Source organism: Ruegeria arenilitoris (assembly GCF_013031355.1).
Taxonomy (GTDB): Bacteria; Pseudomonadota; Alphaproteobacteria; order Rhodobacterales; family Rhodobacteraceae; genus Ruegeria; species Ruegeria arenilitoris_C.
Map to the genome: position 1 here is coordinate 59,249 of NZ_WPZO01000011.1, position 13,123 is coordinate 72,371.

9 protein-coding genes are annotated in these 13,123 nt (G+C 59.0%); 3 read left to right on the forward strand and 6 right to left on the reverse strand.

Translation table 11 applies throughout. The annotated features are described in order from the left end of the window. Positions 1–56: 56 nt before the first annotated feature. Positions 57–971 (forward strand): LysR substrate-binding domain-containing protein, encoded by a 915-nt coding sequence (locus tag GOX63_RS19700; RefSeq protein ID WP_170546898.1) that lies wholly within the window; start codon positions 57–59, stop codon positions 969–971. A gap of 145 nt (positions 972–1,116) precedes the next feature. Here the strand turns inward: GOX63_RS19700 and GOX63_RS19705 are convergent, their stop codons facing one another. The 3 genes from GOX63_RS19705 to GOX63_RS19715 are packed head-to-tail and all read right to left on the reverse strand — an operon-like array spanning position 1,117 to position 6,280. Next, positions 1,117–3,585, reverse strand: a complete 2,469-nt coding sequence (locus GOX63_RS19705; RefSeq protein WP_170546900.1) for a GcvT family protein — start codon at positions 3,583–3,585, stop codon at positions 1,117–1,119. Between the two features lie 12 nt (positions 3,586–3,597). After that, positions 3,598–4,773: a mandelate racemase/muconate lactonizing enzyme family protein gene (locus GOX63_RS19710; protein WP_174826845.1), complete on the reverse strand. Its 1,176-nt coding sequence runs from the start codon at positions 4,771–4,773 to the stop codon at positions 3,598–3,600. Continuing rightward, positions 4,760–6,280: a trimethylamine methyltransferase family protein gene (locus GOX63_RS19715; protein WP_170328464.1), complete on the reverse strand. Its 1,521-nt coding sequence runs from the start codon at positions 6,278–6,280 to the stop codon at positions 4,760–4,762. The genes GOX63_RS19710 and GOX63_RS19715 overlap by 14 nt, the downstream gene beginning before the upstream one ends. Before the next feature lie 92 nt (positions 6,281–6,372). Here GOX63_RS19715 and GOX63_RS19720 point away from each other — a divergent pair, with 92 nt between their 5' ends. Next, positions 6,373–7,281, forward strand: coding sequence for a LysR substrate-binding domain-containing protein (locus tag GOX63_RS19720; RefSeq protein WP_170328463.1), 909 nt, complete (start codon positions 6,373–6,375; stop codon positions 7,279–7,281). Positions 7,282–7,286: 5 nt separating this feature from the next. On the opposite strand, the gene GOX63_RS19725 is transcribed toward GOX63_RS19720, so the two are convergent. Next, positions 7,287–8,762: a M81 family metallopeptidase gene (locus GOX63_RS19725; RefSeq protein WP_170328462.1), complete on the reverse strand. Its 1,476-nt coding sequence runs from the start codon at positions 8,760–8,762 to the stop codon at positions 7,287–7,289. Positions 8,763–8,845: 83 nt separating this feature from the next. Continuing rightward, positions 8,846–10,447 carry an ABC transporter substrate-binding protein gene (locus GOX63_RS19730; protein ID WP_254436038.1) on the reverse strand — a complete coding sequence of 534 codons (1,602 nt, stop codon included), beginning with the start codon at positions 10,445–10,447 and terminating at the stop codon, positions 8,846–8,848. A gap of 121 nt (positions 10,448–10,568) precedes the next feature. On the opposite strand from GOX63_RS19730, the gene GOX63_RS19735 reads away from it, so the two are divergent. Then, positions 10,569–11,336, forward strand: coding sequence for a helix-turn-helix domain-containing protein (locus GOX63_RS19735; protein ID WP_170328461.1), 768 nt, complete (start codon positions 10,569–10,571; stop codon positions 11,334–11,336). Positions 11,337–11,440: 104 nt separating this feature from the next. Here the strand turns inward: GOX63_RS19735 and GOX63_RS19740 are convergent, their stop codons facing one another. Continuing rightward, on the reverse strand, positions 11,441–13,120 hold the full coding sequence (locus tag GOX63_RS19740; protein WP_170328460.1) for a thiamine pyrophosphate-binding protein: 1,680 nt from the start codon (positions 13,118–13,120) through the stop codon (positions 11,441–11,443). Positions 13,121–13,123: the final 3 nt, after the last annotated feature.

Sequence of the window (13,123 nt, forward strand, 5' to 3'; positions counted from 1 at the left end):
TTATTGGATAAAGTTACTTTATACGCCGAGGGAAAATGTAAGGTTATCAGAGGCAAATGAATCTCAGCTTTCGCCAGCTACAGGCCTTTCGTGAGGTCATGCGGACAGGTTCAGTATCCGAGGCCGCCCGAATCCTCGGCCGTACCCAACCGGCCGTAAGCGCGCTGATCGCGAACCTCGAAGCAGAGTTGGGGATCGCCCTGTTCCGTCGGCAGCGCGGCAAAATGGCCCCTACACCCGAGGCTCAGTATTTCGTCACCGAGGCTGAGGCGATCCTGGATCGTCTGATGCTGTCGACCCGGACGATGCGCGAGATCGGCGCTCTGACCAAGGGTCGCCTGAACATCGCCTGCATGCCCGCCGCCGCCAGTCTGCTTATGCCGCAAATTCTGGGCGAGTTTCTGTTGGACAAGCCGGATGTGAAAGCATCGCTGATGATGCGTGCATCGCCGGTCATCGAAGAATGGGTGGCCTCTCAGCAATATGACATCGGGTTGGGCGAAACACCGAAACCCACCGCAGCTATTGAAACCATCGACTTTGACATGAGATGCGTATGCGCAATTCCTGCGGATGATCCACTGACCGAGTTGGACACGTTCGAAGCCCGCCACTTGTCGGGCCGCCCGATGGCCGGGCTGCAAGACGGGCATCCAAACCTGATCGCAACCCAAAGAGCTTTCGCCATTCAAAAAGCAAAATTCGAACAACGGTTCGAACTCCGAACCTTTCACCCGGCTTTAACCCTGGTGGAAAAAGGGCTTTGTTATTGTATCTGCGATCCGATTACCGCAGCTGGATACAACAACATGCGACCCGAGCCGAGACCTGTTGTGTTCCGGCCGTTCCGCCCCAATGTCGTTCTAAACGTCTCTATAATGCGACCGGCGCACCGTCCCCCATCTGCATTGGCAAGTGAGTTTACCCAGCAGTTGGAAGCTGCATTGGAGCGTGTCAACAATCAGTTTTGAAGCAGCGTGAATACTCGGCGGATGCATTTCAGCCGGGCAACGGCCCCGGTAATGCCGGGGCCATATTTGTCAGGTGGATTTTGTGCGAAAACACTTCGCGTTCTGGCGAGATGATGACCTCCCCAAAGGGAAGAGTTAGTTTCGCTTACGCCCTCATATTTGAACCGTTGGCGTCATACAGAGGACCGCCCAGTACTTCGGCATCGTAGAACTCGCCCAGGATTTCAACTTGTAGCTTGGTTCCCGGTATCGCGCTTTCGGTCGCCACATAGCCCATCGCCATCGACTTGCCGACACGGTGGCCGTAGCCGCCCGAGGAGACATAGCCGACCGCTTCGCCGTCTTTCAGGATCGCCTCGTCGTTCGAGACGTCGATGCCGTCCACGTCGATGGTCATGGTGACCAGCTTGCGGGCAACGCCTTCCTCTTTGAACTTCAGCGTGGCCTCCTTGCCGACGAAGTCCTTCTTCCAATTGATGAAGACATCCATGCCGGATTCGACCGCATTGAAGTCAGGGCGGAAATCGGTGGTCCACACACCCCAGCCTTTTTCTAGGCGCAGCGACATCAAAGCACGCGCACCATACCAACGATACCCCAGATCGGCTCCGGCCTCTTCGATCGCCTCGGCTAGGCGCAACAGGTATTGCGGGCGGCAGTAGATCTCAAAGCCCAACTCGCCCGAGAACGAAATACGGTTCAGGATCACAGGCACGCCGCCCACAAAGGTCTGGCGCAGATCGCGGAACTTCAACGCGTCGGCGCTGACATCGTCGCGGGTGATGCGGGCCAACAACTCGCGCGATTTCGGACCCGAAAGGGCAACCCCGTGCCAATCGTCTGAGACGTTGGCATAGGTCACATCTGCGGGCAGGTCCTTTTCGAACCAGCGGCGGTGCGCATCCTGCATCGCGCCCGAGCCGAACAGCATGAAGTGATCTTCACCCAGGCACGCAACGGTCAGGTCACCATAGAGACGGCCCTTTTCGGTCAGCATCGGCGTCAGCGCCAGACGGCCGGGTTTCGGGACATATCCGGCCAGCGTCTTGTTCAGGTATTCACGCGCGCCCGCGCCTTTGAACTCGTGCTTGGCGAAGTTGGCGATCTCAATGCCACCGACGGCCTCTTGCACGGCTTTCACCTCGCGCGCGACATAGTCGTGCGAGCGGTTGCGCTCGAAGGTGGGCGTTTCATGCGCGTCTTCCGGATTGTCCGCGAACCACAGGGCATTCTCCAGCCCAAAACCCTGCCCCATCAGCGCACCCTTGGCGACCAGACGGTCATAGAGCGCAGTGGTTTTCTGCATCCGGCCCTTGGGCAAGGTTTCGTTCGGGAAGGTCATCACGAAGCGACGCTCATAGTTTTCCGAGGACTTGATGGTGCCCCAGTCCGGCGTCGCGAACTCTCCAAACCGCGCCACGTCCATCGCCCAGACGTCAATCGAAGGTTCACCGTCGATCATCCATTCAGCCATGGTCAGGCCTACACCGCCGCCCTGGCAGAAGCCCGCCATGACGCCGACCGCGACCCAGTAGTTTTTCATGCCCGGAACCGGACCGATCATCGGATTACCGTCGGGGCCAAACGTAAACGGCCCGTTGATCATATCCTTGATCCCTGCCTCACCAATGGTTGGGATACGCTCGAACGACATTTCCAGACGGTCGGCGATGCGGTCGAGATCGGGCTGCAGCAGCTCATGCCCGAAGTCCCAAGGCGTACCGTTCACTTTCCACGGGGTCGACTTGGGCTCATAGGTGCCCAGCAGCATGCCCTGACGCTCCTGACGGAAATAAATGTTGGCCTCATAGTCGATACCGGCAGGCAGGCGACCCGCTTCACCCATGCTCTCCATACGTTCTGCGATCAGCGGGATTTTTTCGGTGATCAGATAGTGGTGCTCCATCGGCTGCACGGGCAGGTGGATGCCGGACATGTGGCCAACTTCACGCGCCCACAGGCCGCCGCAGTTCACCACCTGCTCGGCGTTGATCACGCCTTTGGGCGTGGTCAGATCCCAGCTGCCGTCAGGGCGCTGCTTCATGTCGGTCACGCCGCAATGGGTGAAGTATTGCGCGCCATGCACGCGGGCCGACTTGGCAAACGCATAGGTCGCGCCCGAAGGGTCGAGGTCGCCATCCTGCTCGTCCCAGAGGGCTGCATAATAATGCTTCGGGTCGATCAGCGGGTGACGCTCGGCCAGTTCCTTGGGGCTGATGAACTCCTGATGCAGGCCCATGTAACGGGCTTTCGAGCGTTCGCGCTTGAGGTAATCGTACCATTCCTTGGTCGAGGCCGCATAAAAACCGCCGGTGATGTGCAGACCGACCGAGTGGCCCGATGTCTCTTCGATCTCTTTATACAGATCAATGGTATAGCTCTGCAGGCGCGAGATGTTGGGGTCCGAGCTGATCGTGTGGATCTGACCTGCAGCGTGCCAGGAGGAACCTGATGTCAGTTCATCACGCTCCAGCAGCACAACGTCTTTCCAGCCAAACTTGGCCAGGTGGAACAGGATCGAACAGCCCACAACGCCGCCGCCTATGACGACGACCTTGGCGTGGGACGGGAGCTTTTTGCCGGACGTGCTTTCGTCTTTTTGAATCTCAGGCATGGGTGGTCCTTCTTAGTTCAGGGGCAACCGGCGGAAGCGGCCGGGCATAGCGGGGTCATGGAAATGGTCCAGCGGTCCGTTCTGGACCAGATGATTGTGCCAATAGGCAAGGGCATCGCGATCCAGCGTCACGCCGAGGCCGGGACCTTCGGGAACAGAGATCACGTTGTTTTTCTGACGGAAGGGCCCGCCTTCGATCACGTCGCCGATCTGCCAGCGGAACAGCGATTGCGACGGCTCGGAAATCCACGGCATGGCCGCAGACATGTGCAGGTATCCTGCAGTCGCAATCCCGGCGTCACCGGAATAGCACCAGAAGCCCACGCCCATCGCCTCACACGCGCCGATAAAGCGCACGGCGCGGGAAATCCCGCCCAGCACGGCGAAGTTGGTCACGATATAATCGGGTGCACCCAAGGCGACGGCCTTGCGGATATCCGGCACATGGGTCGAGATCGGAATGGTGAAATGGCGGCGCAGCTCTGCCATTTCCTCGAACGTGGCAACCGGGTCTTCGTAGTTGCGGATGTTGTAAGGCTCGATCTCGCGGAAGACACGCATGGCGGTGGGCAGGCTCCACTGCATGTTGCTGTCCAGACGGATCATCGCCTCGCGCCCTAGCCCTTCGCGTAGAGCTTTGACAGTATCGACCTCAAGCTCGGGGTTGCCGAGGATCAGCTTGCCCTCGAACATGGTGCTGCCATGTTCTTCGCGCATACGGATGCAATAGTCGGCCACCGCCTCGGGGCTCATCTCGCCGCCCTCGCGAAACCCAAAATATTCGGTGAAGGGGATCTCTTTGCGCACCGCACCGCCCAGCAGGCGGTAGAGTGGCTCATTCGCCACCTTGCCGCGCAGGTCCCACAGCGCAATTTCGATCGCGCCAAAAGCTTTGACCACCGAACTGTCATCGGTGTTCTGAACGATCTGCCACGGCGGGACGCACAAGCTTTCGCAACCCGCAATATCCAGCGGATCAGCACCGATCAAACGCTCGCCCATCGCACGGATCGTATCCACAACATCGACCGAGGGCGCCTCGCCCAGTCCAACGATACCCTGATCCGTTTCGACCTCGATAATAGTCTTCGAAGTACCCGGGTAATGCCCGCCGGTCCACCACATCGGCTTTTCCAGCGGGATATTGACCGGGGTTGCACGAAGACCCGTGATCTTAATACCAGGCATCTGGGATCTCCTCTTTGCGGCGGGCGACATAGGCGGCCAACTCTTCCTTCTTGGCCTCATCCATCACAGGCGGCTGATACTCGTTCAGCATCTGGTTCCAGCGTTCATAGGCGCGGCGGCGCATGTCCTTTGATCCACCCTCTTCCCAGCTTTCGACATTCTCACTGTCGCTGAGTTTCGGCTCATAGAACGCAGTTTGGTAATTGCGCATCGTGTGGGCGCAGCCCAGGAAATGGCCACCTGCCTCAACCTCGTCGTAAGCGTCGCGGGCAAAGGCCTCCTCGCTGGCGTCCAAACCCTGGCTTAGAATCTTCTGGTAGGACCCCAGACGATCGGCATCCATGATCAGCTTTTCGAATCCGGTGCACAGGCCACCTTCGAGCCAACCGGCCGAATGCAGCACAAAATTCGCACCCGCAAGCATGGTTGAATGCATTGAATCCGCAGATTCATATGCCGCCTGAGCGTCTTCGATCTTGGACGCGGTCAGCGAACCGCCACAACGCAAGGGCAAACCGGCACGGCGGGCAAGCTGACCGATGGCATAGTTCGACATGACCGGTTCGGGCATGCCAAAGGTCGGCGCACCGGATTTCAGCGACATCGACGACAGGAAGTTACCCAGAACGAACGGCGCACCGGGGCGCAGCAGTTGAACATAGGCACAGACCATCATCGCTTCGGCCATGGCCTGTGCGACACTGGCTGCAGTGCTGACCGGCCCCATGGCGCCGGACAGGATGAATGGCACCACGATCAACCCCTGCCCGCACGCCGAATAGACGCGGGCCGACTCGGTGACCACCCGGTCCACCAGCAGTGGAGAGTTCGTGTTCACGTTGCCCATGATCACGCAGTTCTCTTCCATGAAATCCGCGCCAAAGACGATCTCGGCCATCTCGACGCTGTCCTGTGCGCGGCTCATCTCGGTGATCGCGCCCAGATGCGGCTTATCGCTCAGCGTCATATGCGCGAACATCATGTCCAAATGGCGCTTGCTGACCGGAACGTCACAGGGTTCGCAGGTGACAAACCCGCCATGATGCAGGTTTGGGTGCATATAGGTCAGTTTGACCAACTTCTCAAAAGACTCGATATCGCCATAGCGGCGCCCGCCTTCCAGATCGCGCACAAAAGGCGCGCCGTAGACCGGGGCAAAGACTTGATTGCCATCCCCGATCACCACCGAACGTTCGGGGTTGCGCGCAACTTGCTTGAAGCTTTTTGGTGCCTTTGAACACAAATCACGTATCCAACTGGCGTCGGCGCGAACAATGTCACCATTGATTTGAGCGCCCTCACGACGCCACAGGTCCAGCGCTTCAGGGTCATCGCGGAACGCGATCCCGACATTCTCGAAAATCCAGTCGACCTGCGCCTCGAGTCGGTTCAGATCCTCTTTATTCAGAGGGTCAAAATAGGCCAAACTGCGCTGGATAAAGGGGGAAGCCGGAACCGAACCTGCTTCTGTATCGCGGGAACGGGATTGACGTGTGCGCCGAGCCATTATGAGTCACTCCAAAGTTTCGCGTAATAGTACCTCTGGGAAAACAGTGTTGTGACGCTTGAAAAATTGTATGGTTAGCATAAACACAAATTATGCAAGCGCTCTGGAAACAACTGGGGTCACCCCGCCATCTGGTCGTCTTTGAGGCCGCCGCCCGCCTGCAATCGTTCACGCGAGCGGCGCAGGAGCTTAACGTGCAGCAACCGGCGGTCAGTGCCTCAATCAAGCAGCTGGAGACATCGCTTGGTGTTGTACTGTTCCGGCGCAGTCATCGCCGGATCACGTTGACAAATGCGGGAATTCGGCTGTTTGCCGACGTCACCCGCGCCTTCGAGATGCTGTCGCATTCCGCTGCCTCGATCCGGCAGTTTGCCAGCAACGATCACGTCACGCTCAGCGCCTCTTCGGCGTTCAACAACTACTGGCTTGTGCCCCGCATCGCGTCTTTTCAGCAAAACCACCCTGATATTGACCTGCGCCTGCAGTCCAGCGACCGTGAACCAGATCTGACCGTTGAGACCATCAGCCTTGCGGTGCGGCTGGGCGACGGCAACTGGCCGGACTGCGAGGCCCGGCTGATATCGGACGAGGTGATCTACCCTGTAGCCTCGCCCCGCGTCATGGCTGCGGCAGTGAACTTGCGCAGTGTGCCGGGCCTACTGAACCAACGTCTCATTCATCTGGAAGAACCCATCCGCGAACGCCCCTCGTGGGATCAATGGTTCCGCGAATTCGGCATCACCGAGGTCACGCCCCGCAGTGGTCTGCGCCTAAACGACTATGCCCTGGTTCTGCAGGCGGCAATGGCGGGTGAGGGCTTTGCCTTCGGCTGGCACCACATTGTCGGTCCGCTGGTTGAACAAGGTATATTGGCAGCGCGACCGGAATGGACGTGGAGAACCGGAAATGGGTTTTATCTGGTCTGGTCCAAATCCCGACCCCTGACACCAGAGGCCGAGATTGTCCGCGATTGGATTCTGTCCGCCCGAACCGTCGATTGAAGCCGCTATCCGGCATCCGCAAGGCATTCATCCGCAAATGGCTGCGCAACCGCGGGCCAGAACGGTAGTTTTCGTTTGGTCAATGCAAGGTCGTGAAACGCTGGCTGGGTGCCGCCGGGGCTGGCAACCTGCAGGATGTGATCCGAGATTTGGCTGAACGGGCCGTAAAAGTGGAACAGGGATTTCACCGCCACCACCGATTTTTCGGCCAGCCGGATGCCGATCTGTTCGAAGGCTTCCGGGTGGTAAACCTGAACGCGCAAGTCGTTGACCAGCAGGTCGACCTCGCCCTCCAGTCGCAACCGGACCACGGTGCCCATAGGTTCAAGACCGGTGCCAAGATGCTGACCCATGCCCGTTTCAATGTTCATAACCTGTGCGGTCAGGTCGATCGGGTCCCCTGAAACCACACCCGTTTTTCCACCAAGCCGAAGCGTCAGCCTGCTTCCGATGCCCGCATCCTGACAAATACGCACCACTCCGGGATCCCAGAACAGGCCGCTGGCAAAGTTCGTCATTCCACGCGCCAGCATGGCTTTCAACAAATGGGTGGCATCGCCCGGCGCACCACCCCCGGAATTGTCGCCCATATCCGCCATGACACACAGCCCGGAACGCGTACCAATCTGTTCAAGTGCCTCGGGGATCGACAGATAACGTGTGGTCACTTCGTTGCGCAGATCAAAAAAGCGCCGACCCAACTCCTCGGCCAGTTGCGTCGCCAGTTGTGGTTGGCCATCTGCTATAATCAACATCCGCGCACCGACATCTTCAACATCTGCCCAGGGAAAACCGTGACTCAGTGAAACCGACAAAACACCGGGTCTGGTCTGAGCCGTGGCCATCTCGGCCACAAAGTCCTTCATCGCCCCGGCTTTGGTCAGGTAGAGGTTCACCATACGGGTATCGAATAACGCCATCTTAGGCGTGATCTCGCCCGCATGTGCACGCCGGGCCAGATCGAACAGTTCGACCGCACAGGCCGTTGCATCGTCATGCGGGTATTCCCGGAAATGAACGATCAGATCACTGGCTTCCAGCATCTTCTCTGTCAGGTGAGAATGCAGGTCCAGCGAAACGCCAATCATTGCGTCCGGGCACAGGGCGCGCGCGCGAGCCAGAATGTCGCCCTCGCAATCCTCAATATGCTCGGCCACCATCGCGCCGTGAAGTTGCAGCAGAATGATATCTGCCCCACCACATTCTGCCAGATCGGAGAGAATCTCACCGCTCAGCGCGTCATAACAGCTGCACGTGGTCGGCCCCGCGGGCTCGGCTATGGCGGTCAGACTTTCGACGACCTGCCAGCCCAGGGCCTCGGCCTTTTCACGCCACACATGCAGTGCTTCGGTCATAAGGTTAGGCGGCTCTTGGGTCGCCGTACCGTGGCGCAGGAAGTAATCCTCGAAACCCGACATAGCGGTCGGCATGGTACAAAACGTGTTCGTCTCGGTCGACAAAGTGGCAATGAAAAGTTTCATGAGTTTCCTGTCCCCAACACGTCAGAGGACGACTGCAAGAGCCATCCTCTGATCTTTGGCGATGCTATCATATTTCAGCAACGCTATTCGGCTTTCCACCACCGTTCCATAAAGCTGCTTCCATCCAGATCCAGATTCGAGCCGAATTTCTCGGGCGTGCCGACACTTGGGCGCGTGGCAAAGACATATGAGGCAAACATCGGGATCGCGACACCACCCTGATTGGCCACGATATCCTGCATCTCGCCGTACATCTGGCGACGCTTGTCGGTATCCAACTCAGCCCGGGCCTCAACCAGTATCTTGTCGAACTTCTCGTGCGACCAGAGAGATTCGTTCCACGCCACCCCAGATTGGAACGCCAATGAGAACATCAGATCCTCGACCGGCCGTCCGGCCCAATAGCTGGCGCACCATGGTTTTTTCGTCCAGACCTCGGACCAATAGCCATCATTGGGCTCACGTTTGACGGAAACGTTGATCCCGCATTTTGCCGCCGAGTTCGAAATCAGCGTCGCTGCGTCCACCGCGCCGGGGAAGGCCGCGTCCGAGGACGAAAGCTCGACATCCAGCGAATCCAATCCAGCCTGTTTCAGGAAGTACCTCGCCTTGTCCGGGTCGAAAGTCTTTTGCTCCAGCTCGGGATTGAAATACTTCTGACCGGACCCGATGGGATGGTCATTTCCGACCTCGCCATAGCCCAGCAAAATCTTGTCGACCAGTTCCTGCCGGTCGATACCCCATTTGATCGCCTGACGGATATTGTTGTCGTCAAACGGTGCGGAATTGGTCAGCATCGGGAAGGAATAATGCTGCGTACCGGCAACCGAATGCAGCGTGACGTTTGGATCACGCGAGACAAATTTGGCCGTCTTGGGATCAACCTTGTCGGCAAGGTCGACCGAACCCGCCGAGAGCGCGGCCATACGTGCGGTGGTATCCAGCAGCACCAGCAGCTTCCACTCGTCCACATGCGCGACATCAGGGTTCCAGTGGTTCACGTGACGGACCAGATCCGCCGAGATGCCCGGCTGGAAGTCCTTCAGCTGATAGGCTCCGCAACCAATGCCGGATTGCCAGTCAATGCTGTCACCCTCTGCCGGCAAAATGGCAAAACGGTAATCGCTGAGAATTGCCGGGAAATCCGCATTGCCGCCTTCAAGCTCAAAAACGATGGTTTGTGGCCCGTCTGCACGCAGTTCTTTTACACCGGCCAGCAAAGGCGCCCCGGTCGAGGTTGACCCTTCGCCACGGTGAAAATTGATCGAGGCAATCACGTCCTCGGCTGTCACCGTGCGGCCATTGTGGAATTCGACCCCGTCGCGCAGCTCGAAAGTCCAGACAGACGCGTCCGGCGACGCCTCCCAAGACTTTGCAAGCGATGGCTGCACGTTGCTGTCCGCATCGATCGCGGTCAGGAAACCGTTCATGCCCAGGCTCAGCGGAATCAGGAAACCCGCTGAAATCTGCCCCGGGTTGAGCTGCTCGGTCGTCCCGCCATGACCGATCCCGGCAATCATGCTGCCGCCCTTTTTGGGCGTCGCCGCGATCGCCCGATCCGCCAAAAGCGTCGCTGCACTGACGGTCATACCGGTGGCCAAAACACCACGCATGAATTGACGGCGATCCACCTGGCGCAATTGCAGGCGCTGTTCCATCCGCCGCACGTATTGAAACTTATCCATTGTCTGACCTCCCCTGGGTGTCCTTCTGTTGCCCGCAAGATCACGCACCAGTTCAGGCTTAACAATAACGCCACATTATGCTTTCTTTAGCGAGTTTATGCGACCAAGGGCTCAACCTCTTATGCAGCAGGATTTAGCTGAAAATCTGCGCCACCTTTGTGCCGATTACCCGTCGGTGGCCGCTGTTTGCAGAGAGATTGGCATCAACCACCAGCAATTCGCCAAATACCTCAACGGCCGCAGCATGCCCTCGCCCAACAACCTGCGTCGTATCAGTCGGTTCTTCGATGTGGGCGAGCATATCTTGCTGGGAGACCCCGCAGAGCTACGGCGCCATACCACTCAGTTGGCGAAAACCGAGGCGGACCGGCGACGAGACCCCCTGATCGATGTATTCCCGGGGGATCTGCAACGGTTACGACCATTTCTTGGGTCTTATCAAGTGTTTTTCCGCGCCCCGAACGATCCGAACAAAGCCATCATCAACGTAGCCTTTTTGGATGAGCGCAACGGAACAGTCTACAGCCGGATCGTCGAAGCACTGAGCGAAGGGAAGTCATCGACGCGCCGCTGGACAAGATGTGACGGCAAGGCCGCATTCCGCGCAGGGCAGGTCTTTGTCGTCGATTCCGAACGCGGTCCGGACGCACCTCTCAGCCTGTATATTCTGAACAAGCCCCATCGCGACAAATCCAAGCTGCTGTTCGGAACTATGTCTTATCTGGCGTCGTTGTCCGGACGGGAACCGACCTCGTCGCCTGTTGTATGGAAAAGAGCCGAAAACTACCGCTCTGTGCGAGAGTTGTTCTCGAATAGCGGCGTCGTCGACCTGCAAAGCACCAGGGTAGATATGAAGATCCGGCAGCACCTCTTGCGTGCGTCCGAATGAGGGAATTGCGACCGCTTTCCTCTTCGGCCGCGTAGCCCTGCATTAGGAGGCTTGCGCCTTAATCACGCGGCGCTGGTGGCGGCCATCACAATAGTGGCCGGGGATCATGCTTTTGCCCCGTCCTGTGGTGTCTTGAACAGATCTTTGCGCAATGTCATCAGCGCGCCGGGGTCGATCCTGGCTTGGATGACTGTCGTTTCCCCCGAAGAAATTGCCTGATGCAAAGCGGGCCCCAACCCGCCCGGCCCCTCGACCCAAATGCCCTTGCCGCCACAGAGCTCGGCGAATTTGTCAAACCGGGGCGATTTGATTTCGGCCCCCAGTAGGCGTCCACCATAGAACTCCTGTTGGTAGGCTTTCTCGGCCCCCCAGGCCTCGTTGTCCAGCACAACGATCACGATGGGCAGGTCATGGGAAATGGCAGTTTGGATTTCGATCATCGTATACCCCACCGCGCCATCACCCATTACCGCGACAACCGGACGGTGGGGGGCTGCGGCCTTGGCACCGATCGCCGCAGACAGGCCAAATCCGACCAACCCGAAGTCCAGCGGTGTGATCAGCGACATTGGTTCGTAGTGCGCCAGCCGATCGGCGGCTTGCAGGCAGGTGTTGCCGGTGTCCAGCGTGACGATTGCGTTTTCGGGCAGCGCGTCGCGCAGCTCAGCCAAGGCGCGGCGGGGATGCATGGGCAGAGTCTCGATCGCGGCTTCCTTGGCACGCTCAACCCGGAGGTTCTCCATTTCGGCACAAAATACGTCACGCCACGGCCCGCAATCGGGTTTGGAGGCGGCATCCACCAGCGCCTCGGCGGTCAGGCGCGCATCCCCTTGCGCCGCAATTTCTGCGGGGAAATAGCGTCCTATTGCGGAGCCCTCAACATCCACATGCGCAATCCGCGTCTCGGAGCCGACATACTCATTGCTGTGAAAGGTCGAGTTGAACCCGAGCCGCGCGCCCAACACGACCATCACATCGGCCTCTTTGGTCAGGCGGCTGGCCACGCGATTGCCGCGCGGCCCGGCTTGTCCGGCAAACCACGGGTGACCATGACGCATCACATCGGCATGACCGGTCGAGGCCACAACGGGCACTTGCAATGCTTCTGCCAAAGCGGTCAGAGCCTCGCGCCCCCTGCCCCATTTGAAGCCCCCACCCGCGAAGATCACCGGGCGCTTCGCTGAGGAAAGCAGTTCAGCCATCGCCGCGATATCATCCGGGGCGGCCGGGCCTGGGCGGGCAATGTTCACTGGAGCAGGGTCGAACGCGGGCACCTCAGCCGCAAACAGATCGCGTGGGACGTGCAAAACAACCGGCCCGCGACGGCCCGAATTCGCCAGCCGGATGGCATCCTCCAGCATCGGCGCCAGCCGCGAAGGGTCGCTGACCATGACCGAGCGTTTGGAGATTGGGGCAAACAGCGCCACCTGATCGACCTCTTGGAACGTATCCTTGTGCTGATCGGCCCGCGTGATTGCTCCAGCGATGACCACCATCGGGCAATATGCCAACTGCGCCTCGGCCACTGCTGTGACGATATTGACCACACCGGGCCCGGCCTGCGCGCCCAGCACAATGCCGGGCTTGCCGGTCATTCGCGCCCAGGCATCCGCCATATGCCCTGCCGCGCGCTCATCCCGCGCTCCGACATAGGCCACCTGGCCGCCTTTATACATGGCATCGTACAACTCCAGCATTGAGCCGCCCAACAGGCCGAACACAGTGTCGATCCCGTTGGCCTTGAGCACTCGATAGACGGCCTCGCCGCCGGTAATGTTGGTCATGGG